The 26,080-nt window shown below is 50.5% G+C and carries 27 protein-coding genes and 1 tRNA gene; 10 read left to right on the top strand and 18 right to left on the bottom strand.

Annotated features, from left to right (window positions below; genetic code table 11):
* Position 1 precedes the first annotated feature (1 nt).
* Entirely contained in the window at positions 2-331 is a 330-nt protein-coding gene (locus tag EFO84_RS10605; protein WP_127348034.1) for a TusE/DsrC/DsvC family sulfur relay protein, read from the top strand.
* Here the strand turns inward: EFO84_RS10605 and serS are convergent.
* The 6 genes from serS to lrp all read right to left on the bottom strand — a co-directional run bounded on the left by serS (position 328) and on the right by lrp (position 6,991).
* Complete coding sequence (serS, locus tag EFO84_RS10600) at positions 328-1,626, bottom strand: serine--tRNA ligase (RefSeq protein ID WP_127348033.1); 1,299 nt, start codon at positions 1,624-1,626, stop codon at positions 328-330. The two genes, EFO84_RS10605 and serS, sit on opposite strands and share 4 nt — an antisense overlap.
* A gap of 1 nt (position 1,627) precedes the next feature.
* The gene (gene crcB / locus EFO84_RS10595) at positions 1,628-2,029 is read right to left on the bottom strand and encodes a fluoride efflux transporter CrcB (RefSeq protein WP_127348032.1); all 402 of its coding nucleotides are present in this window, start codon (positions 2,027-2,029) and stop codon (positions 1,628-1,630) included.
* Positions 2,022-3,380, bottom strand: coding sequence for a replication-associated recombination protein A (locus EFO84_RS10590; RefSeq protein ID WP_127348031.1), 1,359 nt, complete (start codon positions 3,378-3,380; stop codon positions 2,022-2,024). The genes crcB and EFO84_RS10590 overlap by 8 nt, the downstream gene beginning before the upstream one ends.
* On the bottom strand, positions 3,361-4,008 hold the full coding sequence (gene lolA / locus EFO84_RS10585; protein WP_127348030.1) for an outer membrane lipoprotein periplasmic chaperone LolA: 648 nt from the start codon (positions 4,006-4,008) through the stop codon (positions 3,361-3,363). Before lolA ends, EFO84_RS10590 begins: the two co-directional genes overlap by 20 nt.
* 31 nt (positions 4,009-4,039) lie before the next feature.
* Positions 4,040-6,409: a DNA translocase FtsK 4TM domain-containing protein gene (locus EFO84_RS11930; protein WP_127348029.1), complete on the bottom strand. Its 2,370-nt coding sequence runs from the start codon at positions 6,407-6,409 to the stop codon at positions 4,040-4,042.
* Between the two features lie 90 nt (positions 6,410-6,499).
* The gene (lrp, locus tag EFO84_RS10575) at positions 6,500-6,991 is read right to left on the bottom strand and encodes a leucine-responsive transcriptional regulator Lrp (RefSeq protein WP_127348028.1); all 492 of its coding nucleotides are present in this window, start codon (positions 6,989-6,991) and stop codon (positions 6,500-6,502) included.
* A 147-nt stretch (positions 6,992-7,138) separates the two neighbouring features.
* Here lrp and ald point away from each other — a divergent pair, with 147 nt between their 5' ends.
* The 4 genes from ald (at position 7,139) to infA (ending at position 10,289) form a co-directional block, all read left to right on the top strand.
* Positions 7,139-8,266: an alanine dehydrogenase gene (gene ald, locus EFO84_RS10570; RefSeq protein ID WP_127348027.1), complete on the top strand. Its 1,128-nt coding sequence runs from the start codon at positions 7,139-7,141 to the stop codon at positions 8,264-8,266.
* 48 nt (positions 8,267-8,314) lie between these two features.
* Entirely contained in the window at positions 8,315-9,268 is a 954-nt protein-coding gene (gene trxB / locus EFO84_RS10565; RefSeq protein ID WP_127348026.1) for a thioredoxin-disulfide reductase, read from the top strand.
* A gap of 21 nt (positions 9,269-9,289) precedes the next feature.
* Positions 9,290-9,994 carry a leucyl/phenylalanyl-tRNA--protein transferase gene (aat, locus tag EFO84_RS10560; protein WP_127348025.1) on the top strand — a complete coding sequence of 235 codons (705 nt, stop codon included), beginning with the start codon at positions 9,290-9,292 and terminating at the stop codon, positions 9,992-9,994.
* A gap of 76 nt (positions 9,995-10,070) precedes the next feature.
* A complete protein-coding gene (gene infA, locus EFO84_RS10555) occupies positions 10,071-10,289 on the top strand; it encodes a translation initiation factor IF-1 (protein WP_127348024.1) in 219 nt (72 codons plus the stop codon).
* A gap of 15 nt (positions 10,290-10,304) precedes the next feature.
* On the opposite strand, the gene clpA is transcribed toward infA, so the two are convergent.
* Complete coding sequence (clpA, locus tag EFO84_RS10550) at positions 10,305-12,581, bottom strand: ATP-dependent Clp protease ATP-binding subunit ClpA (protein WP_127348023.1); 2,277 nt, start codon at positions 12,579-12,581, stop codon at positions 10,305-10,307.
* Between the two features lie 36 nt (positions 12,582-12,617).
* Positions 12,618-12,926, bottom strand: coding sequence for an ATP-dependent Clp protease adapter ClpS (gene clpS, locus EFO84_RS10545; RefSeq protein ID WP_127348022.1), 309 nt, complete (start codon positions 12,924-12,926; stop codon positions 12,618-12,620).
* Between the two features lie 238 nt (positions 12,927-13,164).
* Here clpS and cspD point away from each other — a divergent pair, with 238 nt between their 5' ends.
* On the top strand, positions 13,165-13,374 hold the full coding sequence (gene cspD, locus EFO84_RS10540; protein ID WP_127348021.1) for a cold shock domain-containing protein CspD: 210 nt from the start codon (positions 13,165-13,167) through the stop codon (positions 13,372-13,374).
* Between the two features lie 82 nt (positions 13,375-13,456).
* On the opposite strand, the gene yejK is transcribed toward cspD, so the two are convergent.
* Entirely contained in the window at positions 13,457-14,497 is a 1,041-nt protein-coding gene (yejK, locus tag EFO84_RS10535) for a nucleoid-associated protein YejK (protein WP_127348020.1), read from the bottom strand.
* A gap of 70 nt (positions 14,498-14,567) precedes the next feature.
* Here yejK and EFO84_RS10530 point away from each other — a divergent pair, with 70 nt between their 5' ends.
* The 3 genes from EFO84_RS10530 (at position 14,568) to EFO84_RS10520 (ending at position 16,579) form a co-directional block, all read left to right on the top strand.
* Positions 14,568-14,789: a DUF1414 domain-containing protein gene (locus EFO84_RS10530; RefSeq protein ID WP_127348019.1), complete on the top strand. Its 222-nt coding sequence runs from the start codon at positions 14,568-14,570 to the stop codon at positions 14,787-14,789.
* 11 nt (positions 14,790-14,800) lie between these two features.
* Positions 14,801-16,444 (top strand): DUF3413 domain-containing protein, encoded by a 1,644-nt coding sequence (locus EFO84_RS10525; protein WP_127348018.1) that lies wholly within the window; start codon positions 14,801-14,803, stop codon positions 16,442-16,444.
* 58 nt (positions 16,445-16,502) lie between these two features.
* Positions 16,503-16,579 (top strand) — tRNA-Pro (locus tag EFO84_RS10520).
* Between the two features lie 24 nt (positions 16,580-16,603).
* On the opposite strand, the gene EFO84_RS10515 is transcribed toward EFO84_RS10520, so the two are convergent.
* From EFO84_RS10515 to EFO84_RS10475, 9 genes are all read right to left on the bottom strand, one after another.
* On the bottom strand, positions 16,604-16,864 hold the full coding sequence (locus tag EFO84_RS10515) for a TIGR03643 family protein (RefSeq protein ID WP_127348017.1): 261 nt from the start codon (positions 16,862-16,864) through the stop codon (positions 16,604-16,606).
* A 48-nt stretch (positions 16,865-16,912) separates the two neighbouring features.
* Positions 16,913-18,307 carry a DUF3482 domain-containing protein gene (locus tag EFO84_RS10510; protein ID WP_164742435.1) on the bottom strand — a complete coding sequence of 465 codons (1,395 nt, stop codon included), beginning with the start codon at positions 18,305-18,307 and terminating at the stop codon, positions 16,913-16,915.
* Positions 18,304-19,656, bottom strand: coding sequence for a DUF2868 domain-containing protein (locus tag EFO84_RS10505; RefSeq protein ID WP_127348015.1), 1,353 nt, complete (start codon positions 19,654-19,656; stop codon positions 18,304-18,306). Before EFO84_RS10505 ends, EFO84_RS10510 begins: the two co-directional genes overlap by 4 nt.
* Positions 19,657-19,686: 30 nt before the next feature.
* The gene (locus EFO84_RS10500; RefSeq protein WP_127348014.1) at positions 19,687-20,010 is read right to left on the bottom strand and encodes a YbjQ family protein; all 324 of its coding nucleotides are present in this window, start codon (positions 20,008-20,010) and stop codon (positions 19,687-19,689) included.
* Entirely contained in the window at positions 20,007-20,465 is a 459-nt protein-coding gene (locus EFO84_RS10495) for a zf-HC2 domain-containing protein (RefSeq protein ID WP_127348013.1), read from the bottom strand. The genes EFO84_RS10500 and EFO84_RS10495 overlap by 4 nt, the downstream gene beginning before the upstream one ends.
* Positions 20,462-20,986, bottom strand: coding sequence for an RNA polymerase sigma factor (locus EFO84_RS10490; protein ID WP_164742434.1), 525 nt, complete (start codon positions 20,984-20,986; stop codon positions 20,462-20,464). Before EFO84_RS10490 ends, EFO84_RS10495 begins: the two co-directional genes overlap by 4 nt.
* A 124-nt stretch (positions 20,987-21,110) precedes the next feature.
* The gene (locus EFO84_RS10485; protein WP_127348011.1) at positions 21,111-22,937 is read right to left on the bottom strand and encodes an ABC transporter ATP-binding protein; all 1,827 of its coding nucleotides are present in this window, start codon (positions 22,935-22,937) and stop codon (positions 21,111-21,113) included.
* A 23-nt stretch (positions 22,938-22,960) separates the two neighbouring features.
* Positions 22,961-24,298: a M28 family metallopeptidase gene (locus EFO84_RS10480; protein WP_240642709.1), complete on the bottom strand. Its 1,338-nt coding sequence runs from the start codon at positions 24,296-24,298 to the stop codon at positions 22,961-22,963.
* A gap of 32 nt (positions 24,299-24,330) precedes the next feature.
* On the bottom strand, positions 24,331-24,801 hold the full coding sequence (locus tag EFO84_RS10475; protein ID WP_127348009.1) for a hypothetical protein: 471 nt from the start codon (positions 24,799-24,801) through the stop codon (positions 24,331-24,333).
* Between the two features lie 134 nt (positions 24,802-24,935).
* Between EFO84_RS10475 and EFO84_RS10470 the strand changes: the two genes are divergently transcribed.
* The gene (locus EFO84_RS10470; RefSeq protein ID WP_127348008.1) at positions 24,936-26,078 is read left to right on the top strand and encodes an efflux RND transporter periplasmic adaptor subunit; all 1,143 of its coding nucleotides are present in this window, start codon (positions 24,936-24,938) and stop codon (positions 26,076-26,078) included.
* The last annotated feature ends 2 nt before the right edge of the window (positions 26,079-26,080 follow it).

Genomic DNA, 26,080 nt, shown 5'->3' with positions numbered 1-26,080 from the left:
GATGTTTGTCTGCCAGGGCCGCGAATATGCCACCGATAAGCACGAATACTTGGCCGATTTTAGCCAATGGTCGCCGCAATTGGCGGAACATATTGCCAGCTTAGAAGGCATCACCCTCACCTCCGCGCATTGGGAAGTGGTCAATTTTGTCCGTGAATTTTACCAAACCTACGATACCAGCCCAGCTATGCGGGTGCTGGTGAAAGCCATTGGTCAAAGTTTAGGCGCCGATAAAGCCAATAGCATGTATTTGTATCGGCTATTTCCGAAAGGGCCAGCCAAGCAGGCAACCCGTATTGCCGGGTTGCCGAAGCCCGCTAAATGTATTTAATCGGCGTTTAACTGAGTTTTGCCGGCTAAATACGGTTGCAGCGCGGCAGGAATGCTGACGCTACCATCGGCTTGCTGGAAATTCTCAAGTAGCGCCACCAACGTGCGCCCTACCGCTAAACCCGAACCATTTAAGGTGTGCATTAATTCAGGCTTATTGGCACCTTTGCGGCGAAAACGCGCTTGCATACGGCGGGCCTGAAAATCACCCATATTGGAACATGAGCTGATTTCGCGATATTTCTCTTGGCTTGGTATCCACACTTCTAAATCGTAGGTTTTGCAGCTACCAAAGCTCATGTCACCGGTACATAACAACACTTTGCGATACGGCAGTTCCAGCAACTGCAGAACTTTTTCAGCGTGGCCGGTGAGCGTTTCTAGCGCTGCCATGCTGTCTTCTGGGCGGGTTAAACAAACGAGTTCCACCTTATCGAACTGGTGCTGACGGATCAGCCCGCGGGTATCACGACCATGCGAACCAGCCTCACTACGAAAACATGGCGTATGCGCGGCATAGCGCAGCGGCAATTGTGCTTCATCGGCAATCTCGTCGCGCCACAAGTTGGTCAGTGGCACTTCAGCGGTTGGGATCAAGCTTAAGGCTGCGGTGTTCTCAGTGGCGCCTTGTACATGGAACAAGTCTTCACCAAACTTTGGCAACTGCCCAGTACCAAACAAGGTATCTTGATTGACCAGGTACGGCACATAGGCTTCGCTATAGCCATGTTGCTCGGTATGTAAATCAAGCATGAATTGACTTAAAGCGCGGTGTAAACGAGCTATCTGGCCTTGCAGCACCACAAAACGAGCCCCAGCAAGTTTAACCCCTTGCTCAAAATTCATGCCGTTTTGCAAACCGAGGGCAACGTCAACGTGGTCTTTTACCTTGAAATTAAACTGGCGTGGCTCGCCCCAGCGGCTGATTTCCTGATTGTCATTTTCATCGGCACCCAACGGCACGCTATGGTCTGGGATATTGGGTACCCCAGCAATGATGTTATGCAGACGTTCTTGTACGCTGTTCAATTCAGCCTTGGCGGCTTCAAGCTGCTCACCTAAATCATTGACCGAGGCCAGTAAGGCACTGATGTCTTCACCACGGGCTTTGGCTTGGCCAACCCTTTTGGCGCTGGCGTTGCGCTCCGCCTGCAAGGTTTCAGTGCGCACTTGCAGAGCTTTGCGTTGCTGTTCAAGTTGGTCTAACTCGGCCACGTCAAGAGAGTAGTTACGCGTTTGTTTAAGCCGCGCCGCTGTTTGCTCGAGTTCACTACGAAATAACTTAGCGTCTAACATGTTAGTTCCACATTGCGAGAATAAATGACTTAAGCCACAGCACCATCAAAACTGCGGCGATACAGCCAATAAAGTTGGCACTAGCAAAGAATGCCGCCTTCAGGTATGCCCCTTGTTGCGCCAAATGCACGAATTCTAACGAAAACGCCGAAAACGTGGTAAAGGCGCCAAGCACGCCAACACCAAGAAATAACCACAGCGTTTGCTGCTGGGCATGATGTTGGGTGACTACAAACAGGCAGGCTAATAATAATGAGCCGCTTATGTTAACGATTAGCGTGCCGAAAGGGAATGCTTTGAGCCAGTGATTTGCACTGGCTGCATGTATGATCCATTGATTCACGCCATAGCGGGCACTGGCACCTAGGGCTCCGCCCAATGCCACTAACAACCAATTAGTCATGCTCACCTCGTTGCCAGTCACTCTGTTGGTCGGCTTGGCGTAACCACGCCAGTTTTTCAGCTAATTGCTTTTCTAAGCCGCGGTCACTAGGGTGATACAAATTGACTTGCCCCACGTCTGCCGGTAAGTACCGCTCACCCGCCACGATCGCCTGCGGATAATTGTGCGCGTAGCGATAATCGACGCCATCACCCTGTTGCTGATGCAATTGGGTTGGCGCATTACGCAAATGTTTGGGTACTGGTGCGTCTGGATACTGTTCCGCCAGCGCTTTAGCAGCATTAAAGGCCTGATAAACCGCGTTACTTTTGGGCGCCAAGGCACAATAAATCAATGCTTGTGCTATGGCGCGCTCGCCTTCAGCAGGGCCTACGCGAGTAAAGGTATCCCAAGCCTGCAATGCCAGTTGTAGCGCCCGCGGGTCGGCATTACCGATATCTTCGGAAGCAATAGCCAACAGCCGCCGCGCCACCACCAGTGGATCACCCCCGCCCAGTAAAATACGCGCGAACCAATACAAAGCGCCGTCTACCGATGAGCCACGAACCGACTTGTGCAACGCTGATAACAGCTCAAAATAGCGATCACCGTGCTTATCGAAGCCTGCTTGGCGTTGCCCAACAGCCTGTTGTACAAAGGCTAGATCTAGCTGGTTAGTGGTCGCGGCATCGGCACAAATCTCTAAGAGATTCAATGCGCGGCGAGCATCACCAGCAGCGCAATGGATGAGATATTCGTGGGCTTCTGCAGTTAATTGCAGGGCTTTTTTGCCTAATCCGCGCTGCTCATCAGCGAGTGCTTGGGAAATCACTTGAGTCATATCGGTATCGGTCAATTCTTGCAAGCGATACAGCCGAGTGCGCGACAGCAAGGCCGGATTCAGTTCAAAGGCAGGATTTTCAGTGGTGGCACCAACAAACCATACGGTGCCATCTTCGATATGCGGTAAAAAGGCGTCTTGCTGGCTTTTATTGAAGCGGTGCACTTCATCAACGAACAATAACGTACGTTGCTGCTGTGCCGCCGCCCGTTGCTTCGCTTCATCGATGGCGCTACGGATCTCTTTGACCCCAGCACTTACCGCAGAAATGCGGGCAACATAAGCGTTACCACTGACCGCCAACAATTCAGCCAAGGTGGTTTTGCCGCTGCCCGGCGGGCCCCAAAAAATCATCGAATGTAACAAACCACGTTCCAGCGCTTGCCGCAGCGGTTTGTCAGCACCCAGTAAATGACTTTGACCAATATATTCAGACAGATGACGCGGCCGCATACGTGCCGCTAACGGGCGAAAATCAACCGTGTTGGCAAACAGTGATGGTTGCTCGCTATTACCCGCCGCGTTGGTCATCAAGTTCTACCCCAGCCGGTAGCTTAAAACGGAATAAATCATCGGCAATGGTGCCATTCAGTTGTACTGCTTCTAATTCAATGGTACTCAACTGCCCTTGCCCATCGTCTAAAATAATCCGTTGTAGCTGGCTGCTATCGGCGTCGCCAAATACCAACTGTAAGCTTTGCCGAGCATCGCTATTTGGCAGTGGTTGCAACGCGTAGCTATTATTTTCATAACTAACTTGATAATCCGCCCATGCCTTGGATTCAGCATCCACGAGTAACAGCAGTGGGCTTTGCGCCATGCTATCGGTTTGGTCGTACACCGAGACTTGCTCCACAAACGGGTTGTAGTACCACAACGCGCTACCGTCAGCGATCATCACAGTTTCATCAGGGGCATCGGTTTGCCAATACAGTAAGTTGGGGCGCGCCAGTGCGAAGCGCCCATGCAATTGCTGCATCAGCTCGCCTTGTTGGTCAGTGACGGTTTGGGCAAAGTCTGCCTGTAACGACTGCATAGTCGCTAACCGTGCCTGCAAGCTGGCCCGTGCCTCATCACTTGAATTGCTGTTTGCTACCGCGCTGAAACTGCTAAATAGCATCACACTAAGCGCGGCACTACGTACAAACTGTTTTAACATGATTGCTTGATCCACTGTAAAAATGAGCGCATTAATCGCGCGGCGGCTTCGGTGCAATGACTTCGCGTTGACCGTTATGCCCTGCACTAGTAACGACCCCACTCAGTTCCATTTGTTCCACAATACGCGCGGCGCGATTGTAACCAATTCTGAATTTACGCTGTACACTTGATACCGACACCCGCCGTGTTTCAGTGACAAAAGCGACTGCCTCGTCATACAACGGGTCACTCTCTTCATCGCCGAGATCCAGTTGCTCGCCCGGTAGCAGGCTATCCTCATTCATATCGCCTTTGAGAATTTCATCGAGGTAATTGGGCTTGCCACGTTTTTTCCAATCTTTTACCACCGCATGCACTTCATGATCATCAACAAAGGCACCGTGTACACGGGTCGGCACGCCGCTACCAGGCGGTAGGTAAAGCATGTCGCCTTGGCCGAGCAATTGGTCCGCGCCGGACTGGTCAAGGATGGTGCGCGAGTCAATTTTAGACTGCACTTGGAAGGCAATACGAGTTGGAATATTGGCTTTGATGAGGCCAGTAATCACATCCACCGATGGACGTTGGGTCGCTAAAATCAAATGAATGCCAGCAGCACGGGCTTTTTGCGCAATACGGGCTATCAATTCTTCAACTTTTTTACCGACAATCATCATCATGTCGGCAAATTCATCAACCACCACCACAATATTCGGTAGCTTTTGCAGCAACGGTGGTAATTCGTCCATTGAATCACCTGGCTTCCACAATGGGTCGCGCAGCGGTTCGCCGGCTTCAATAGCGTCGGCGACTTTCTGGTTATAGCCTTTCAGGTTACGTACCCCCAAGGCCGACATCAGCTTATAACGCCGTTCCATTTCAGCCACGCACCAACGCAACGCGTTGGCGGCGTCTTTCATGTCGGTGACCACCTCGGTCAATAAATGCGGAATGCCTTCATACACCGACAATTCCAACATTTTCGGGTCAATCATGATCAAGCGCACATCTTCTGGCGTGCTCTTATACAGTAGGCTAAGGATCATGACGTTAACGCCCACTGACTTACCTGAACCGGTGGTGCCGGCCACTAATAAGTGCGGCATTTTCGCCAAATCAACCACCACCGGCTGACCAGCTATGCCCTTACCCAGCACCATGGTGAGCGGCGATTGACTTTGCTGGAAGGCATCGCAACTAATCACTTCGCTAAAGAATACCGTTTCACGGCTCTTATTCGGTAACTCAAGGCCCACATAAGACTTACCCGGGATCACTTCGACCACGCGCACGGATATCGCCGACAGTGAGCGGGCAATGTCTTTATCGAGGTTAGAGATCTTGGAGACTTTCACACCGGGCGCTAAATCAAGCTCAAAGCGGGTAATCACCGGGCCTGGTTGTACGTTTGCCACTTTTACTTCAACGCCAAAATCCAATAATACCGCTTCAACGGTTTGGCTAATTTGCTCTAACTCAGCCGGTGTCAGCGGGTTTCCAGTTTTGTTCGGGCGATCGAGCAAAGCAATAGATGGCAACGGATCAATCGATAAGCTCATCGCATTGGCGTCATCATCATCATCGTTGTCATCGGTGTGAATTGGTTGCATCGGCTGCGGTTTTACTTTGGCACTGCGGCTAAAGCGGGTCAGATCATCAACGCTAGGGGCTGGCTCATCGTGACTACTGATGGCCGGTAAATCAAAGTCGTCGTCGGCGTCGGCGGCAAATGCTAATTCCGGTTCGCTGCGGGTGCGCTCAGCGCGCACTGCTGGCTTAGCGCGACTGACCACGTCCGCGGTCGGTAAATCCTCTTTGGCTTGGCTGCGCAGTTGCTGCCACAGCGCGGTACTTTTTTCCACCAGCCACTGGCTTAGCCAAATAGCCCCTGCCCCAACCTGTTCGGCAACCCACACCCATGACAAGCCAGTGACCAAGGTTAAGCCTGTCGCCAAGAACGTCAGCAGCAATAAGGTAGTACCAATGAGGTTAAAATACGGTAACAGCGACGAGCTAATCACATCGCCAACGACGCCACCGGCAGAAAAGCTATAAATATCGGCAAAATTTAGCGACGCCAAGGCCGAGCTACCGACGAGCGTAAGCAACAAACCAATCAGCCTTAAACCAACCGCTAGCCAATCTAATTCAAGCAACTGATGCGGGCGCTGGAACATCAAGTAGCCCAAACCGACCAAGCCAAATGGAATCAAATAGGCAACAAAACCAAATGAGAACAACAAGCCATCGGCAAACCAAGCGCCAATAGCGCCCGCTGCATTTTCAATCGTGCCTTCATAGCCGGTTTGTGACCAGCTTGGATCGGCGGGGTGGAAACTTGCTAGTGCCAAAAATAGAAACACCGCAAAGGCACCACATAAGATCAGCCCGACTTCCAGCATTCGTTGCACACCGCTCATTGTGCGCTCCCTATTATTATTTGTCTTATTGTAGCCTGCATCGTAGTGGATATCAGCACTTTAACACGAGTACTTTAACACGACTTTTTCTTAGCCCTTAATCAGAACTTTGTTGGCGTTTTTAACCTCTTCCATCACCACGTAAGTCCGTGATTCGTTAACCCCTGGCATGTTTAGTATAGTTTCGCCCAACAGCTTACGATAAGACGGCATATCCGGCACTCGCGCCTTGATCAGAAAATCAAAATCTCCAGCAACCAAGTGGCATTCAAGTATTTCTGGCGTTCGTTGCACTGCAGAACTGAACTCAGCAAAGGCGTCGGATGAGGTTCGCGTTAGGGTAATTTCGACAAATACCATCAGATTGGCACCCAGTTTGGCGGGATTAACACGGGCATGATAGCTTTCAATCACTTGCTCGCGTTCCAATTTGCGCACCCGTTCATTGCAAGCAGTGGCGCTAAGGCCGACTTTTTTCGCCAAGGCTACATTCGATAGGCGGCCATCATCTTGCAATAAGCGTAGAATCTTACGGTCAATTCTATCAACCGTGATTTTCACGGGCTCTTCTGGTGTGAACATTGTTTTTCTCTATTTGAAGCTATTATTACGCCACTTTACGCTAATTTAACCGCCAAAAAAAGTGCGAAATAAAACCCTCTGATTCGTTATAATGCCGCCCAATTCAGTTGTTTCATTAACTACTCACAAATGAGCGAGATATAGCCCATGTTGATCGGTGTACCGAAAGAAATTAAAAACCACGAATATCGAATTGGCCTGACTCCTGCAGCAGTGCGCGAGTACGTTGCCCATGGTCACCAGGTCATGGTGGAACATGATGGCGGTCTGGCTATTGGCTTTACCAATGAAGACTATATCGCTGCCGGTGCCACCATTAGCAACGACGCCAAGGAAATCTTCGCCAAAGCTGAAATGATTGTGAAAGTAAAAGAGCCGCAACCGCATGAGTGTGAGCAATTGCGTGAAGGTCAAATTCTCTATACATATCTGCACTTAGCACCTGATCCAAAGCAAACCGAGCTGTTAGCCAAAGCAGGCGTAACCGCTATTGCTTACGAAACCGTGACTGACCGTAACGGCGGCTTACCGTTGTTAGCGCCAATGAGTGAAGTAGCTGGTCGTATGTCCATTCAAGCCGGCGCCCATCATTTAGAAAAAATCAACGGTGGTAGCGGTACTCTGCTCGGTGGGGTTCCGGGCGTTGCGCCAGCCAAAGTATTGATTCTTGGTGGCGGTGTGGTGGGTACGCAAGCCGCTAAAATGGCAGTTGGTATGGGTGCAGATGTGACCATTTTAGACCGTTCACTGCCGCGTTTACGGCAATTAGATGACTTGTTCGGTGGCCGCGCTAAAACCATTTACTCCACCGTTGATGCCGTTGACCAGTATTCGCGCACAGCCGACCTGGTTATTGGTGCGGTGTTAATTCCCGGAGCAGCAGCGCCGAAATTATTGACCCGCGAACACTTGAAAAATATGAAGCCAGGTTCAGTGGTGGTCGACGTAGCGATTGACCAGGGTGGCTGTTTTGAAACCTCACGGGCAACCACTCACCAAGACCCAACCTATGTGGTCGAAGATGTGGTGCATTACTGTGTGGCCAACATGCCAGGCGGCGTAGCCCGCACCTCAACCATCGCCTTGAATAATGCTACCCTGCCATTCGGTCTAGCGCTGGCGAATAAAGGCTTACTGGCATTGGCTGACGATCCGCATTTGCTCAATGGTTTAAATATGCATAAAGGTAAGATCACCTTTAAAGCGGTCCACGATGATTTGGGCAAGCAATTAGGCCTTGATTATGTCGACCCACGGGTGGCGATCCAGAGCTAATTTAAGGCATACTTGCAGCACTTTTGCAGATAACGGAGTTGTTGACCCATGGCTGAAGCCAAACATTGTCGTTTACTTATTCTCGGTTCAGGCCCGGCCGGCTATACCGCAGCGGTCTATGCTGCACGCGCCAACCTGAAGCCAGTGCTGGTCACTGGTATGCAACAAGGTGGTCAGCTGACCACTACCACTGAAGTAGAAAACTGGCCCGGCGACCCAGAGGGTTTAACCGGCCCTGATTTGATGGTGCGTATGCAACAGCATGCCGAGAAATTTAATACCGAAATGGTGTTTGATCACATCAACCGTGTTGATTTCAGCAGTAAGCCGTTGCGTTTGTTTGGTGATAGCGGTGAATACACTGCTGATGCAGTGATCATCGCCACCGGCGCGTCAGCCAAATACTTGGGCCTGCCCTCAGAGACCGCCTTCATGGGCAAAGGCGTTTCGGCCTGTGCTACCTGTGATGGCTTTTTTTACCGCCAGCAAAAAGTCTGTGTGGTCGGCGGTGGTAATACCGCAGTAGAAGAAGCGCTGTATCTCGCTAACATTGCCAGCGAAGTGCACGTGATTCACCGCCGCGATAGCTTCCGAGCGGAAAAGATCTTAGTTGACCGGTTAATGGATAAAGCCGCCAACGGTAATGTCACCTTGCACCTCAACAAAACCTTAGATGAAGTGCTGGGCGATAACATGGGCGTGTCGGCTGTTCGCATCAAAGATATGCACAGTGGCGACACCAGCGAACTTGAAGTGATGGGTTGCTTTATTGCCATTGGTCATCAACCCAATACCAGTATTTTTGCCGGTCAATTAGACATGCACGATGGTTACATCAAGGTGCAATCTGGTTTGCATGGTAACGCTACCGCCACCTCGGTTGCAGGCGTATTTGCTGCCGGTGACGTCATGGACCATATTTACCGTCAAGCCATTACCTCGGCGGGTACCGGCTGTATGGCGGCTCTAGATGCCGAGCGTTATCTCGACGCGCTCAAGTAAGCAAGTCGGCAGGAGCTGTTGATGCTGGTGCATCTGAGCGACGAGCAACAGGCCTTTCCTGCCGCTTCCCTAGCCCTACGTGAACCGAACGGACTGCTGGCATTTGGCGGCAGTTTATCGGTATCACGTTTGCGCATGGCCTATCACAACGGTATTTTCCCCTGGTATGGTCAGCACGACCCGATTCTGTGGTGGAGCCCTGATCCGCGCGCCATTTTCACTGCAGACGCCTTGCATGTCAGCCGCTCGATGCGCCGTTTTATGGCCACTACGCCGCTGCGTATTACCATTAATCATGATTTCGCAGCGGTGATCCGTGGCTGTGCCGACACCCATGCTGCTGCAGGTTGTTGGATCCATAGCGACATGCAGCAGGCTTATATCGCTCTGCACCATAGTGGCGCGGCCCATTCTGTTGAGGTGTGGCAGCAACACCATTTGGTGGCTGGTTTATACGGGGTCAACGTTAACGGCATCTTTTGCGCCGAGAGCATGTTTCAACGCCACAGCAATGCCTCTAAACTGGCGCTGATTCAGTTCGCCCGACATTACTTTGCCGCCGGCGGAACCTGGCTTGATGCGCAAATGGATAATCCACATTTGGCTAGCTTGGGAGTACGCAGTATTCCGCGTCAACACTACCTGCAGCAATTGCGCCAAAATCAACAGCTTCAACACGATGTCAGTGCGGATTTTTGGACGCCACGGCAGCTGATTATCATTTGAAGTGGCATTACGCGCGTAAAACAGCTAGAATTTGCGCACTTTAACGACTACCCCACGTAATTTCTCGAGGATTTGAATGGCAAAAGAAGACAGTATTGAAATGCAGGGCACGGTATTAGATACCCTGCCGAATACCATGTTCCGTGTGCAATTAGAAAACGGCCACGTGGTAACCGCGCACATTTCGGGCAAAATGCGTAAGCACTATATCCGCATTTTAACCGGTGACACGGTGACTGTGCAGCTCACACCTTACGATTTAACCAAAGGTCGTATCGTCTTCCGCGCGCGCTAACACAGCCGCCGCCACTTAGCCCGTGGTTGATTGACTGCGGGCTTCGCGTTCTTCGATGGTAAGCTTCAACTGACCATCTACCACATTCACCGTGACAGTTCCGCCTTGGGTCAACTCACCGAATAGAATTTCGTTGGCCAGTGGCTTCTTCAGATGTTCTTGAATTACCCGTGCCATCGGCCGTGCGCCCATTGCTTTGTCATAGCCTTTTTCAGCCAACCACTCGTACGCAGCTTGGTCGAGCTCTAGTGCCACATGCTTGCGATCCAGCTGAGCCTGCAATTCGACGATGAACTTGTCGACCACTTGAGTAATCACCTGCTCTGACAAATGATTGAACCAGACAATGGCATCTAAACGGTTACGGAACTCTGGCGAAAACACTTTATTGATTTCGTTGAGAGCATCGGGGGCGTGATCTTGTTGATTGAAACCAATCGACCGACGCACGGTTTCTTGCACCCCAGCGTTAGTGGTCATCACCACAATCACGTTGCGGAAATCGGCTTTACGACCGTTGTTATCAGTCAATGTACCGTGATCCATCACTTGCAATAAAATGTTGTAGATATCGCTGTGAGCTTTCTCAATCTCGTCCAATAACAACACACAATGCGGATGCTTGATCACCGCATCGGTCAACAAGCCACCTTGTTCAAAGCCAACATAGCCCGGTGGCGCACCAATCAGACGGCTGACGGCATGGCGTTCCATGTACTCTGACATGTCAAAGCGTACGAACTGAATGCCCATCACTTTGGCCAGTTGCTGCGTCACCTCGGTTTTACCCACCCCGGTGGGGCCAGCAAATAAAAACGAACCTATGGGCTTATTCTCGTTGCCAAGCCCTGAACGTGATAACCGAATGGATGAGGTGAGCTGATCAATGGCTTGATCCTGACCAAATACCACCAACTTTAAATTACGATCAAGGTTCTTCAGCGTTTGCTGATCGGTGCGTGACACCGACTGCTCCGGAATCCGCGCGATTTTCGCAATGATCTGCTCAATATCACTGACACCGATGGTTTTTTTACGTTTTGATGGCGGTAATAAACGTTGACTAGCCCCGGCCTCATCGAGCACATCAATGGCTTTATCCGGCAAATGCCGTTCATTGATGTAACGCGCAGCTAGTTCAGCGGCAGCACGCACCGCTGGTTGGGTATAACGAATACCATGATGCTCTTCATAGCGCTCTTTTAAGCCCATCAAAATGCGGGTGGTGTCATCCACCGACGGTTCGCTGACATCAATTTTTTGGAAGCGCCGCACCAACGCGCGGTCTTTCTCGAAAATATTTTTATATTCACTGTAGGTGGTTGAGCCAATACATTTTAGTTCGCCACTACTAAGCATCGGCTTGAGTAAATTTGAGGCGTCTAAAACCCCGCCACTGGCAGCACCGGCGCCAATAATGGTATGAATTTCGTCAATGAAAAGAATGGCATCATCGTGTTCGGTGATTTCCTTCAATAATTGCTTGAAGCGTTTCTCAAAATCACCGCGATATTTGGTACCAGCCAGTAATCCGCCCATATCGAGCGAGAAAATCACCGATTTGGCGATTACTTCAGGCACCTCTTCATGCACGATGCGATAGGCTAAACCCTCGGCAATAGCGGTTTTACCCACCCCTGCTTCACCCACCAACAGTGGGTTGTTCTTGCGCCGCCGACACAATGTTTGAATACAGCGTTCTAGCTCCGCCTCACGACCAATCAATGGATCAATACGTCCTTCACGGGCACGAGCATTTAGATTAGTACAGAAGCGCTGCAAATAGCTTTGCTGCTCTTCGCCCTGCGCCTCAGTCGCTTCTTGTTCGTGCTGGTCTTTGTCGTTTTTACCGGCATCGGGCTTGGTCAAGCCATGGGATAAGTAGTGCACCACATCCAGACGCGTAATATCGTGCTTATTTAGTAAATACACCCCATGCGATTCTTGTTCACTGAAAATGGCCACCAGCACATTTGCCCCGGTGACTTCACTGCTGCCCGATGATTGCACATGAAACACGGCACGTTGCAATACCCGTTGAAAACCCAGTGTCGGCTGCGTTTCAGTATCACCGCTATCGTGCTCAAACGATGGGGTACTGCGTTCTATGTAACCGAGCAGTTCCTGTTTCAACACGGCAAAATCGAGGCCACAGGCTTTGAGTGCAGCCGCAGCTTCGGGATTTTCTAACAGTGCGAGCAACAAGTGCTCAACGGTCATCAGTTCATGGCGACGATCACGTGCAATCCGAAACGCATCGTTTAAGGTAACTTCTAGCGCTTTATTTAACATAGCGGTACTCCTGCTGCGTCGTCAGTGAAAATTCGTTCAAGCTTTCTCCATTGTGCACAACAATGGATGCTGGTGGTCTTGCGCATAGCGATTAACCTGCACCACCTTGGTTTCGGCAATTTCTGCCGAATACGTGCCACACACGGCCCGGCCTTTGTAGTGAATGGTTAGCATGGTATCGGTGGCTCGCTCTGGGTCCATCCGAAAAAACCGCATTAATACTTCAACCACAAAGTCCATAGGGGTGTAATCATCATTGTTTAGAATGACTTTATACATCGGCGGTGGCTGCAACCCTTGTTGCTGTTGCTGACTCACCTGATGTTTATGATCTGCTGCACCCATGATGTCCCTTTACTAACTATATATAGACGTTCTTTTACGTTTCAGCGCGGTTATTTTTCTGACATCGCGCACATTAGTACATATTTTAAGCAAAATTTGCCTTGACTATCGGCGTAACTCACCTAGAGTAAAACATGGCGTTAACATATGCAGTTTTCAAGTAAGCCAAACGCTAAAGCTGCGTTGATGTCATTCTAACAATAACTAAATTTCAGAGCAGAACAAAGGAAGTAGAAGTATGGCAACCGGCAAAGTGAAATGGTTCAACAACTCGAAAGGTTTTGGCTTTATCGAGGCGGAAGACCGCGAAGGTGATATCTTCGCGCATTATTCGACCATTGAAATGGAAGGCTATCGTACCCTGAAAGCAGGCCAAGACGTTGAGTTTCAACTCGAAGAAGGGCCAAAAGGGTTACATGCAGTCCATATTACTCCGGTGCAAAAGTAGTCTAACTAACTCCCGCACCATGATTGAAAACGCCGGCACACCGCCGGCGTTTTTCATCCTCAGCACGGCGTCTTTGTATCTACTAACTATCAATACCGAAAAAACGGCGTAATTGATCACGTAAATTTGGTGGCGTGCCATGAATGGTCAAACGGTCGGTATGCACATCATACTCCACCCGCTCACCCAATAGCTGTTGATCAAAGCCAACACTCAAACCGCCCCCTTGGCCCTGAAACTTGACTAATTTACGCAAGGTACTGCGATCCATTGGAAACTCATCGGCCAGCGGTGTTGCAGCGCTGGCGGCAAAATCGGCAAAACTACTGGCCTCAGGCACCTGTTGTTGCAGCTGCTCAGATAAATCCTTGACCCGCAGCGGCTCGCCTTGTTGCCATTGATTGTCGCAAATATCGTACACCGATTTACGCAATAGTTTCGCTTGTGGTTCGGCTAATTCCTGTTGCTGCACGAATTGCTGTACCGACTCCACCAGCTGTTGCGACTGTTTCTTGGCATTGACGCCTTCGGCACAACCCAGGAAATCGAGGAAAAAATCTGAAACCTTGCGGCCTACTCGCCCTTTAATAAAGGAAATATAACTACTTGAGCTCGGATTATCACGCCACTCGCTGACGTTAATAGTTGCCGCCAGTTGCACTCGACTGAGATCGAGTTGCGATGAGCGGTCTACCGAAAGATCAGCGGCAATGGTCACACCATCTTTACTGGGTAAGAAGGCCACCAGCAGATAATCTTGGCCGCGCTCATAATAACTAGCCACCAGCAAGAAACCAGCTTCAAGAATGCCATAGTGTTGGAGCTGATTGTGGAGCAATTTGGCAGCGGTTTGTGAGAAGCCGACAAAATCTAAACTACCTGCTTGCCACTGCGATAAATGCTGCGGAAAATCACTTAATTGGCTGCTTTCAACGGCATCCTCTGGGGTTAAAAAACGGGCATACCCTTTACTTGGCTTGGCATCATAAATTTCACGCAACTCATTGATTAATAGTCCCACTTGATCATCTATGGCGAGTATCGCCGGAGCTAATCGCAAGCCAATTTGACCATTGCTAGTATAAAACTGGTGGATAATGCTGTGTTTTATGTCGGCGTGCATGGCGGTTTTGATTTCCTGTTGCTATCGCTGTGTTAAGATGAGCGCATTCTAACACGATGAGAGTTAAAAAATGCCGATTGTGTCCCAATACGATGCTAAGCGCCAACAGCAATTACTCGAGCAAGTGATGGAGCTGCTGGAGCGTGAACAGGTCAGCCGCGACCTTGCTTTGATGACCTTAGGTAATGCCGTCAGCAATGTGATTTATCAACAGTACAGCCCAGAGCAAGGCTACAAAGTGGCTGAACAATTTGGCAAAGTACTGCTACAATCATTGACTAAGCATGCCTGAGCGGAATCGTCATGAAACAACGTAAGCAACGACGCGATAAAATTGCGCGGCTGATTAGCTGGGGCCACTGGTTCACCTTCTTTAACATCATTTTGGTGTTAGCGATCGGAAGTTTATATATTGAGGCGGCCGAACCTCCAGGTAGTGGCTTAGGCCTGATCTACATGTTGCTTAATTGGCTGGGGCATTTTTCCTTTTTGCCATTCGTTGTTTTTATTGTACTGATTTTCCCTTTCTGTTTACTGGTGCCCTATTCTCGGGTGTTGCGCGGTATTGCCACCCTGGTAGCCGCCTTAGGTATTATTGCGTTAGTTGCCGATTTGCTGTTTTACCGACAGTATGGTTACCACCTCAATACCTATTCACTGTCGCAACTAGCCGCTGATGCCGAGTCGGTATTTGCTGGAGCTAGTTTTCTTATCTTGTTGGGCATGTTGCTGACCTTTGTGGTGCTATTAGTGTTTGAACTAGCGCTAGCAAATCTGGCGTGGAAACGCCTTGATAGGCTTCAGCAAAAACACTGGGGCCCAGCCTTTAGTGCCGTTTTTGTGCTGTGTTTTCTGGCCAGCCACAGTATTCACGTCTGGGCTGATGCGGTGTTATATACCAATATCACCAAGCAAGACGATACTTTTCCGCTGTCCTACCCAACCACAGCAAAAACCCTCATGAGCAAACATGGCTTACTGGTTGAAGAGCGCCATCAAGCCACCGACCGGCTGCTGCGCCAAACCACTAGCATTGATCTCAAATATCCTGCCGCCGACATAATGTGTGCGCGCATCGCTGAGCCACCGACCACCTTGATTGTGGCCTTTACTCAACTTAACCAACAGCAGCAACAGCAATTCAGTGAGCGCTTTCCGCAGTTACAACACTATGGTACCCCAGTGTTGGGCCAATTAGATGCTGCCAGCGGCTTATTTGAATTGCTCTACGGGCTGCCTGACCTTTACATGACGGCAATTGCTGATAGCCAAGCGGAACCGGCCTACTTTGGCCCGTTGCGTGATTATCGTATTGAGTTCACCACCGCGTTATTCAACAATCCGGCCACAGCCGATGACGCCATAGCAAGCAACATGCAACTGCCGCAGCCACTGCAACAGTTCCGCCAGTTCGGCCTATCCCAGCCATCAGCGGTGATAGGCTTAGCTATCAGTGCACCTGAGCACAGCGATAGTTTGCGCCGCATTCAACAGGCGCTTGATAGCGGTATGGCGGTGATTGTTACCGCACTGGCAGCCAGCAATGCGGCCACAAGTGACCCAGCCTATGCGGTGAGCGCTATGCAGGTGCCACTATGGACCAATGATAAAGTGAATTGGCAAGCGCAGCCTTTGGCGAGCCTCACTGACATTATGCCAACAGTACTGAGCAACTATTTACAGTGCGTTGAAGACACCAAACATTATTCGTTAGGTCATAATTTGCAAAGTGAAGCTCGGCGCTGGCCGCTGGTGACTACCTATGGCGAAGACTTAGTCATCTATCAAGAAGAAATGACTTCAGTGATTGATCGTGACGGTCATATTCGTAGTTTTGACAATCAATCATTGCAGTTACTGCCTGGCGTTAGCCCAGCTACTCCGGTAATGATTGATAGTTTGCGGAAGTTAAAACGCTTTAATCAGCAAAACGAAAGTAATCCTTAAAGTTTTGCTGATTTAGCCTTGCCATTGCCCGCTTTTTCATTATCATAGCGGGCTCGGTCGGCATGTGGCGCAGCTTGGTAGCGCACTGTCATGGGGTGTCAGGGGTCGCTGGTTCAAATCCAGTCATGCCGACCAATTCTTCAACATCTCCCAGTTTGCTTAACGCTGCTTATACTGCGTCGAACAGTAAGCGCGCAGCACCTCTTTCGGGCGTTTAGCCTGATGTTTCGTCACCCGTCCTGATACGCGCGCCCGCCAGCGCTTAAATGCCGTGGTTTTTAGCTGCTGTCGCATCAGTTGAATGACTTGGCTTTCTGACAAGCCATAGGTGTTTTCAATCGCCTCAAACGGGGTGCGGTCTTCCCAAGCCATTTCAATAATGCGCGAAATATCTGCCGCAGCAAAGCCATCACCAAGCATACAACTTTCTCTTATTAGTCAATCCTGCCATGGATACGCAGCGCTGCGCTATATGGATTGCCGTAACTGCACCTGTAAGTCCGCACAGGCCTGTTCACGCGCACGGCTTGGTTGCCATTGCTCAGCATTGAGCCGCGACCAGTGAGGCTGTCGCCGCGCCTGATCAACCAGCGACGGAAGATGGTGCTGCGGTAACAACTGTCGCAATGGCGACATCGGTTCAAGGTGAAGCGGTTGCTGTGCCGCATGACCCCGCCGCTCTAGCGCCGCGACTAACAGTTGTTGACGGCGCATCAACAAGGCCACAATGGCATCCTGAACCTGAAGGCTCTGATACCCTCGCCACTGGCTGACCAAGCGCTTACCAAAACTCTGCCAGCCCTGATAAACACCACCAATGGTCGCGCCGAGAGCCGCCGCAGCCCCTAGGCTTGCGCCGCCGAGCAACAAGTCAATACCGGCTCCAGCGGCGGCACCGCTGCCTACTCCCAAGCCAGTCTTAATACCAAAAGCCTTTAATGTTTCTGGGGCAAACAAGTCGTCTTGCCATTGCCCTTCGGCTAGCGCCAGCAAGTCAAAGTGTGCATCATCGCTGCTAAAACCATATAAGGTGAGAATACTACTCAAGGTGGCTTGTTCGCGTTCTCTCACTTGTTGCTGCATGGTGGCAATAGCGGCTTGTACTTGTTGGGCGTCATCGCTAACCACCAAGCGTTGATAAGCAGCAACATCTAGTAATAAATCAGCAACCATTAAATACGCTTGGCGGCGGCGCAGATCCTGCTGTTGTTGTAATGTCACAAGGGCTTGCTTAAGGCCCTCTCTGGCTTGCGGTAAGACTACCGCTAAGCTATCAAATAACTGTTCGAGACCATCCTGCGGTGGCGCCACAGCATCAAAACTAACCTGCTGATGAATATGCACCTTGGCCAAGGCCTCGCGCCACAGTGCTAATTGCTGGTTGGCGCCCTCGGTAAAGTTCAAAACAGCAATTAATGGGCGCCCGCAGCGTGACAGTAAACTCAATTCATCTTGTAGTTTTGGCAATACAGGATCACGTACATCAATAACATAGAACGCTGCATCACATTTCATCAGTTGGCGAATTACCTTCGCTTCTTGATCAAACTGGAATTGCGCCGCAGGACTACTGAGCAAGGCCGTAAGCTGTTTGGGGCCATCATGACGATAGCTATCATCAGCAAACTCGCTATTTAGTAGGTCAAATAATTCACTCCCTTGCTCCAGCCCTGGAGTGTCGTATAGTGCTAAACCAAACTGCGCAGTAAGTGTCATTTCAGTACAAACAACATCGCGCGTAGTACTTGGGCTGGCCGCCACCGAACCAAAATCACGCCGTTGTAACAAGGTTCGTAATAACGATGTTTTACCAGCATTGGTATGGCCGACAACGGCAATATGCAACCAGTTTGCGGTGCTCATGAGCTGGCTCCTGCGGCTAACTGATGAATCATATCGGTGGGCGCGATAAATTCTACGCCTAAGCGTTGCAATGCTTGCTGCCATAGCACTATTCGTGCATTGAAATCGTGCTGCTGTTCGGGCTGACTATTAACCAATAACAGTCGCTGGGTGAGTGGCTGTACGGCGCGCAAAAACTCGATGCTACCGCGATCTGGGCTGAGCATGACATCAATACGCACCACCACAACAGCCGCGGCTTGTTGGCCTAATTGCTCCAGTACACGGCGTTTATCGCTGCCCGTTGCAATGACGCCAAGGTAGGTCAAATCAGCAGCCCAGGCCGGTAATGCTGTTGCTGGTTCATGATCCAAACTCAGTACCAGCCGCCCTTGCCCGTGCACAGCAGCTGCCGCAGGTATCGCCACTGACTGCCCAGCATCGGCATCAACAATGCGAGCGTTGGCGCTGGCCAGTTGCTGCCAGCAACGCTGCATGGCGGCATACGCGGGATCATTATCATTCAGGCTAAGTTGGCGATAACGTGACGCTAGAGTTAGCAAGGCGATTACCAATAACAATGCCCTTGGGGCCATACCGTAGCACCACAATACCGCCAGTAACCACCGCCCCGCTTGTTGTTGCGCCACAGCTGAATGTTGCTCCAATAACGCTTGCAACGGCGGCGGATCAAAGCCCATCAGCTGCGGCAGATAGCCCAGCCATAGTGCGGTCTGCTGCAGTTGCTGGGCAGACAAAATAGTGGTTTCCCAGGTGAAACTGTAGGATTGCGCGCTCAAGCGCAATAACAACAATAACCATGCGGTGCCAAGCAGTGCCAACCAAAAACCATGACTCATAGCACTCAACGCGGGGCTCAACAGGCGTTGTTGCTGCATAACCTGCAGCCACGCAGTGGTCATGGCCCGGGTGCGGCGAAATAGCCGCCAACGTTGACTCAGGCCAATAGCAAACCCACCGACACCTGGTAATGGTGCAGCGCGTAACATAGCAACAAGCCACAGCAATAGCATAAGTAAGTTGATGCCGACCAAACTAAACCAAGCATGGAGCAGCGAGATCGGGCTCGTTAACGCGAGTAAGCCATTGGTGAGGCCGCTGCCGGCCACGATCACTAGTATGATAAAGCCGAGCAGCAAGAGTCGCCGTTGCCAGTGCCATTGTTGCTCTAATTGCTGCCAGCCGAGTTGCGCTGACAAGCGCTCAGCTCGTTGCAAGCAACGGCTGTTAAACGAGCCTTGATGCAGGGCCTCAGTGGCCTCCGCATAAGGTTCCAGTAAACCGTGGTGCGCTTCATGATCACGAACAAATGCTGCTTGCCAATACCGTCTAAACCGCGAATAGCCCATGTCATCCTCAAGTTAGGCTGCTAATGCTGCCTACTTTAGTTTTACTGCGGTACCATAAGCAAGTAATTCAGCCGCACCATGGGCTAACATAGAGGTTGAAAAGCGCACCCCAATCACTGCATCAGCCCCCAGGGCACGGGCTTCATCAACCATGCGGTCAAGCGCCTGCTCGCGACTCTCAGCCAATAGTTTGGTGTCGTCATGAATTTCACCACCCACTATATTACGAAATGCAGCTAAAATATCGCGGCCCAAATGGCGCGCCCGAATGGTATTGCCGCGCACTAACCCTACATGTTCAATGATGGTTTTATCAGCAATATGTTCGCTGGTATAAATACTGATGTGTCTCATAATTTCACCTTATTGTAGCGATCGGTTTTACGCTCGCGTATGCGTTGTCTTAACACACTAATAAATACCACTAAGCCGCCCAACCAAAAGGCCGACAAACTAAATTTCATCCATACTGGAACCTGCGGATCATGCCAGAACTGGTATAAACCATAGGCGAGTAATGGCGCCGCGCCAAACCCTGCTAGTAGCCAGCCGGCACGGCGTAACAGCCGTGTCTTAGGCTCATTGAGCTGCTGTTGAATTCGATCGTCTTCACGCATAGACAGTCCCTCTTGCGTTAGGCCTTGCTGCATACTTTGCTGTAATAGCTGTAACTGGTCAAACTGCTGCTGGCAATCACTGCACTGCTGTAAGTGAAGGAACAGCCGTTGCTGTTGCTGCTGGGTTAATTCATCATCCAAATAGCCTGATATCAAGACACTTATTTCATCACAACGATAGTGACCGTTCATAGATCCTCCAAGGCAATAATTTTTAGCAATTGCACCCGCAGCGCTAGTCGCGCACGATGAATTCGCGACATCACTGTACCCGCCTCCACCGCAATAATGGTTGCTATCTGCTGGTAGCTGAACTCGTGTACTTCTCGTAACCACAGAATCTCAGCATGAGCCAGCGGTAACTGCGCCAAGGCGCGGCGCATGACGATGGCCATCTGCTGTTGCTGCAACTGCTGGTCTGGATGGATAGTTTGATTAGCGTAACCCGCCTCACCGTCCAGGTCAGTTGGCTCTGCATCATTGAACTTAGCCTGCGCGTTGCGCCGCAAGTGATCCAAGCACTGATGTCGAACCACCTGAAAAAACCAGCTTTTCAGCACCGCAGCATCGCTCGGAAAATGGCTGGTGGTCAGCGCTTTTTCTAGGCTACTTTGGCAAACATCCGCAGCACTCGCAGCGCAGCCTAGCAATTGCGTGGCAAAGCGCTGCGCGGCGGGGGTATAGACTTGAAGTTGTTGAAGTCGTTGTTGCACAGTTGCCACCTTTTCTGCGATTCCAATGACCATGCTATCGGCATGAATTCATGTATGAGCATAGTCGTTAGGGTTAAGACGTAGCAACTGCCTGATTTATTCCATGGATTTTAGTAGTACTTGGTTAATCATTGAGAAAACCACCCGATTGCCGGGCCCATAACTGCGCATAAAGGCCATTAGCAGCCAACAGCTCGGTGTGGCTACCTTGCTCAACAATGCGCCCTTGATCCATCACGATCAGGCGATCCATCGCAGCAATGGTCGATAACCGATGGGCAATGGCGATGACCGTTTTACCCTCCATCAATTTATAAAGATTCTCTTGAATAGCAGCCTCAACTTCAGAATCGAGCGCCGAGGTCGCTTCATCGAGAATTAAAATGGGAGCATCTTTCAACATCACACGGGCGATAGCAATACGTTGCCGTTGCCCACCTGACAACTTCACGCCACGCTCACCAACATGGGCATCGAGACCACGACGGTGTTTGGCATCCACTAAGTCGTCAATGAACAAATCCGCTTCGGCGCGGTGAGCTGCTTGTAAAACCTCGTCATCGCTGGCTTGTGGTCGACCATACGCAATGTTGCCGCGCACTGAGCGATGCAGCAGCGAAGTATCTTGAGTGACCATGCCAATATGCTGACGCAAACTGTCTTGGCTAACTTGCGAGATATCTTGGCCATCAATTAAGATGCGACCACTGCTGAGGTCGTAGAAGCGTAGCAATAAATTCACCAAGGTTGATTTACCAGCGCCTGAACGCCCTACGACACCAATTTTCTCCCCAGCTTTGATATGCAACTGCAGTTGTTGCAATATCGGCTTGTCGCTGCTGTATTGAAAACAGACATCGTCAAAAACCACCTCGCCGTGTGGCACCTGTAGTGGCGCTGCATTAGCCACATCGCGAATAACCTGCGGCACACTCACGGTTTGCATACCGTCTTGCACGGTACCAATATTTTCAAACAACGCCGACACTTCCCACATGATCCACTGGCTCATGCCCCATAAGCGCAATACCAAGCTTAACGCGACCGCAATAGCGCCGACACTTATCAAGGCATCTGCCCAAAGTTGTAAGGCTAACCAACCCACGCTAAATAGCAGCAGGGAGTTGAGTAAATACAGGCAGGTGTAAAGCTTAGTCACCAGCCGCATTTGGCGATGTACGGTATGCAGGAATTCGCTCATGCCCTCTTTGGCAAATGCTTGCTCGCGCTGGGCATGGGAGAACAATTTAACCGTTTGAATATTAGTATAACTATCAACGATGCGACCAGTCATCACTGAACGGGCATCGGCCTGTAATGCGGCAACCTGGCCTAGGCGCGGCACAAAATAGCGTAACAAGACTATGTATAAAGCCAGCCAAGCAACTAACGGTAACGCTAAGCGCCAATCAGCGCTGGCAACAATCGCTACAGTACCAATGAAGTATACCGATACGTAATTGAGCACGTCGAACAGCTTGATCACTGTCTCCCGCACCGCGAGCGCAGTTTGCATCACTTTTGTGGCGATGCGCCCGGCAAATTCTTCTTGGTAAAAACTTAGCGATTGATTGAGTAGATAGCTATGTAGTAGCCAGCGAATGCGCATTGGATAATTGCCCAGCAAGCCCTGGTAAGTCACCAATGAGTGCAAAATGACTAATATCGGTAAGCCAATTAAGACAACCGCAGCCATGCCTGTAAGCGACCAAAAATGCTCGTTAAACAAGGTGTCGCGGTCTTGTTGCGCCAACCAATCAACAATGCTGCCAATAAAACTAAATAACCACACTTCGGTAATAGCAATCAGCATCATTAAACTGCCGGCCAGCAAAATATAGCGCCAAGCCCCGCGACTGTAGTACATGCAGAATTTCAGCAAGCCCTTGGGTGGCTGTTGATCGCCACCGTCCGGGAATGGGTTTAAGCGTCGTTCAAACCATGAAAACATGTCTATCCTTATTACTGCAGTGGTTATTCACCAAAGGCACCAGCTGGGCCTGGAAATACCACAGGGCTTTCAAAACCGTCTTTACTAACGCTGGCCACGCCAAAGAAGTAGTTATCAATGACGACATTTTCTAAGGTGTATTCAGTGACATTACCAACCCAACGGCTGTGTTGCCAATTCGGCGCATCAGTATCCCGCCAGTACACCCGATAGCCACTGATCAATGCTTGCTCCTCGGCACTAGCAGCGGCCCATTTTAAGGTGGTGTTGGCGCTAACCGCACCGCTTATGCTGACCGCCGCCGGTGGGCTCGGTGCCCAAGCCATTGCGGCTAACGATACCGCATTCAGGGCCGTCAGTTTGGCCGCATAAACAAAGTCTACGCCATCGATGGTGTCACCATAATGACGGCCATCTTCAACACGCAGATCTTGGTGTTGACGGTCATAATGCTCATTGGTTTCCATGATCCGCACGCCGGGAAAACCGAGGTCGTTAAACGGCCGATGGTGACCGCCACGGGCAAAACGGTCGAGGCGATAAATCACTTTGGTATCCAAGTTGGGAATATAACGGTCTGCCATCCAATCGATAAAGCGCGCTAGGTTGCGACTCGGGCTATCCACCTCACCGCCCATGAAGCGGCGTTGCCGAGCCTGTTGCTCAGTTTCGTTCATGCGCGTACCCTCGGCAAAAATGCGTGCCGTGGTGTTATCGGTGACACCATTGATACCGGTAATATTACCGATCATGTCATTATTCAGTACCGCTTTGATGCGCCAGCCATCTTGTTGTGCCGTTTCCGCCATAATTCGGCCACCAAACAAGCCTTGCTCTTCGCCAGCTAGAGCGGCATAAACAATGCTGCCAGCAAATTTGTACTGGCTTAACACGCGCGCTGCTTCCAGCGTGCCGGCAACACCTGAGGCATTGTCGTTGGCGCCTGGGGCATCATCGGTGAAGTTCATAATGTCACTGACGCGTGAGTCGATATCACCACTCATGATCACGTAACGATTCGGATCAATGGTGCCGCGTTGCACGGCAATCACGCTGACCACCTCAACCGCGTCAGGAATGCGCGGAGTGCCAGAAATAACGCGGCTTTGATAATAAACTTCAAGACAGCCACCACAGGCTGCTGAGATTTTGTCAAATTCAGCTTTGATCCAACGCCGAGCGGCACCAATACCGCGCGTATCAGATACCGTATCTGATAATGTATGACGCGTACCAAAGCCTACCAAGGTGGTGATATCGGCCTCGATGCGATCAGCTTGAACGGCTGCAGCGATAGCGTGTAAACGCGCTTGATCGTGGTATTCAACTTGCCCGGCATGCGCCATAGAGACAATCAACATGGCGCTTGCGGCAGTAACGAACTGAGTTAATTTCATGAGGATTTCCTAGTAGGTTCAGCGCTATCACAATCGGCACTGGTAAAACGTAAAGTAAATAAATTCATGTTGTTACGGTCTTGATAAAGGTACTCAACAAATTCAGCCTGCTGGCGATAGAACTGCATGCTTTTCGCCGTACAAAAACTGTTCAACATAAAGGGTTCAACCTGTTTTTGTACGCTATTGATATCATGTTGAAATCGATCCACCGCAATCAACGCATAAACAAACCGCATGCCATAATTAACCACTTCAGCGCGCTCAAAGCGCGTCTGCTGATCAAGTAACTTTGGCAAGTCACGGTTAAATTGCCCTGAGCGCTCCAGCAATTCCACGTATAATTGATTGCGATCACGACCCGGTTGGCTGGTCTGCCAGTAATTCCAACCCAGCATCAGGGTAATGCCTAGTACAAGCACCGCGCCTGCCCAGATCAGTTGTTTACTAAAACGATTGGTTCGCATCTTAGCCACACATTCTTTGTTACGTTTTATTCGGGTAAAAAGATTCTGATCCCACTTACAAACATTCATGTATGTATGTATAATTGGCGGCAATCATGCTTATCTAAAAGCCATACAAATTAAGAGGATTACACATGCGTCAACGCCCTTTCGCAGCGCTTAGCCTAGCATTTGCGACAACATTTTGGTTAGCCGCTTGCGGTCAAGCGGAACATACAAGCGACGGTATGAATACCGGCGCACCACAAAGTGTTGGAGTCGTCACGCTAACACCACAATCTGTGCCCGTATCAACCACACTCCCCGGCCGCGTCACCGCCTTTAAAGTAGCAGAAGTGCGGCCACAGGTCAGCGGTATTTTGCGCCAACAACGTTTTGTTGAGGGCAGCTTAGTGCAGCAAGGCGAACCATTGTATCAACTTGATCCAGCGTTATTTGAAGCTGAATTAGCCGCTGCACAAGCATCACTAGCCAGTGCCGAGGCAGTTTTGCAAGCAAATGCTGCGCGCTATGAACGCTCCAAAGGTCTGCTTGAGGAAAAAGCTATCAGTCAGCAAGACTATGATGAGGCTGAGGCGAATTTTCTGAGTGCCCAAGCCAATCAACAGGTCGCTCAAGCAGCACTGCAGAAAGCCCAGCTGAATTTAGATTACAGCCGCGTAGCCGCCCCAATTTCCGGCCGTATTGGGCGCTCTAGTGTGACTGTAGGTGCCTTAATACAAGTTGGGCAAGCACAAGCACTGACCAGTATTCACCAACTCGACCCAATTTATGTGGATATTGTCCAAAGCAGTGACGAATTTATGCGTCTGCAACAGGCTGCTCGCAGCGGTCGCTTGAGTACCGACTCCGAACAGGGTCCACGCGTCACCATCACACTAGACAGCGCGGGCGAACAGCAGCTCACCGGTACCTTGTTGTTTAATGAAGTCACCGTCGATAGCGATACCAGTTCAATCACCCTGCGCGCGCAATTCGATAATGCCGACCAATGGTTGTTACCGGGCATGTATGTGCGTGCTGAGCTGGCAGCTGGCGAGTTGCAACAGACCTTGTTGGTGCCACAGCAAGGGGTAACCCGTGATGCTCGTGGCCGGCCCACGGCCATGGTGGTCAATGCACAAGGCGAGGTCGAAATGCGTTATCTCACCCTTGGCAACACGTATAACGCCAACTGGATTGTGTTAGACGGGCTAAGTGCCGGTGATCAAGTGATCGTTGAAGGGCTGCAAAAAATCCAGCCTGGCGCCAAAGTCACGGCAGAGGAAGTGAAGTAACT

Source organism: Pseudidiomarina mangrovi (assembly GCF_003999375.1).
Taxonomy (GTDB): domain Bacteria; phylum Pseudomonadota; class Gammaproteobacteria; order Enterobacterales; family Alteromonadaceae; genus Pseudidiomarina; species Pseudidiomarina mangrovi.
This window is presented reverse-complemented; position numbering and strand designations above follow the sequence as displayed.

What these genes read in the sequence shown, in the direction of transcription:
- EFO84_RS10475 (WP_127348009.1), bottom strand. Translation starts at nt 24,801, where the DNA reads ATGCGAACCAATCGTTTTAGTAAACAACTGATCTGGGCAGGCGCGGTG.
- lolA (WP_127348030.1), bottom strand. Translation starts at nt 4,008, where the DNA reads ATGTTAAAACAGTTTGTACGTAGTGCCGCGCTTAGTGTGATGCTATTT.
- trxB (WP_127348026.1), top strand. Translation starts at nt 8,315, where the DNA reads ATGGCTGAAGCCAAACATTGTCGTTTACTTATTCTCGGTTCAGGCCCG.
- ald (WP_127348027.1), top strand. Translation starts at nt 7,139, where the DNA reads ATGTTGATCGGTGTACCGAAAGAAATTAAAAACCACGAATATCGAATT.
- EFO84_RS10590 (WP_127348031.1), bottom strand. Translation starts at nt 3,380, where the DNA reads ATGACCAACGCGGCGGGTAATAGCGAGCAACCATCACTGTTTGCCAAC.
- clpA (WP_127348023.1), bottom strand. Translation starts at nt 12,581, where the DNA reads ATGTTAAATAAAGCGCTAGAAGTTACCTTAAACGATGCGTTTCGGATT.
- EFO84_RS10495 (WP_127348013.1), bottom strand. Translation starts at nt 20,465, where the DNA reads ATGAACGGTCACTATCGTTGTGATGAAATAAGTGTCTTGATATCAGGC.
- EFO84_RS10510 (WP_164742435.1), bottom strand. Translation starts at nt 18,307, where the DNA reads ATGAGCACCGCAAACTGGTTGCATATTGCCGTTGTCGGCCATACCAAT.
- EFO84_RS11930 (WP_127348029.1), bottom strand. Translation starts at nt 6,409, where the DNA reads ATGAGCGGTGTGCAACGAATGCTGGAAGTCGGGCTGATCTTATGTGGT.
- serS (WP_127348033.1), bottom strand. Translation starts at nt 1,626, where the DNA reads ATGTTAGACGCTAAGTTATTTCGTAGTGAACTCGAGCAAACAGCGGCG.
- lrp (WP_127348028.1), bottom strand. Translation starts at nt 6,991, where the DNA reads ATGTTCACACCAGAAGAGCCCGTGAAAATCACGGTTGATAGAATTGAC.
- clpS (WP_127348022.1), bottom strand. Translation starts at nt 12,926, where the DNA reads ATGGGTGCAGCAGATCATAAACATCAGGTGAGTCAGCAACAGCAACAA.
- EFO84_RS10605 (WP_127348034.1), top strand. Translation starts at nt 2, where the DNA reads ATGTTTGTCTGCCAGGGCCGCGAATATGCCACCGATAAGCACGAATAC.
- cspD (WP_127348021.1), top strand. Translation starts at nt 13,165, where the DNA reads ATGGCAACCGGCAAAGTGAAATGGTTCAACAACTCGAAAGGTTTTGGC.
- EFO84_RS10530 (WP_127348019.1), top strand. Translation starts at nt 14,568, where the DNA reads ATGCCGATTGTGTCCCAATACGATGCTAAGCGCCAACAGCAATTACTC.
- EFO84_RS10525 (WP_127348018.1), top strand. Translation starts at nt 14,801, where the DNA reads ATGAAACAACGTAAGCAACGACGCGATAAAATTGCGCGGCTGATTAGC.
- EFO84_RS10485 (WP_127348011.1), bottom strand. Translation starts at nt 22,937, where the DNA reads ATGTTTTCATGGTTTGAACGACGCTTAAACCCATTCCCGGACGGTGGC.
- EFO84_RS10470 (WP_127348008.1), top strand. Translation starts at nt 24,936, where the DNA reads ATGCGTCAACGCCCTTTCGCAGCGCTTAGCCTAGCATTTGCGACAACA.
- crcB (WP_127348032.1), bottom strand. Translation starts at nt 2,029, where the DNA reads ATGACTAATTGGTTGTTAGTGGCATTGGGCGGAGCCCTAGGTGCCAGT.
- EFO84_RS10500 (WP_127348014.1), bottom strand. Translation starts at nt 20,010, where the DNA reads ATGAGACACATCAGTATTTATACCAGCGAACATATTGCTGATAAAACC.
- aat (WP_127348025.1), top strand. Translation starts at nt 9,290, where the DNA reads ATGCTGGTGCATCTGAGCGACGAGCAACAGGCCTTTCCTGCCGCTTCC.
- EFO84_RS10505 (WP_127348015.1), bottom strand. Translation starts at nt 19,656, where the DNA reads ATGGGCTATTCGCGGTTTAGACGGTATTGGCAAGCAGCATTTGTTCGT.
- EFO84_RS10480 (WP_240642709.1), bottom strand. Translation starts at nt 24,298, where the DNA reads ATGTTGATTGTCTCTATGGCGCATGCCGGGCAAGTTGAATACCACGAT.
- yejK (WP_127348020.1), bottom strand. Translation starts at nt 14,497, where the DNA reads ATGCACGCCGACATAAAACACAGCATTATCCACCAGTTTTATACTAGC.
- infA (WP_127348024.1), top strand. Translation starts at nt 10,071, where the DNA reads ATGGCAAAAGAAGACAGTATTGAAATGCAGGGCACGGTATTAGATACC.
- EFO84_RS10515 (WP_127348017.1), bottom strand. Translation starts at nt 16,864, where the DNA reads ATGCTTGGTGATGGCTTTGCTGCGGCAGATATTTCGCGCATTATTGAA.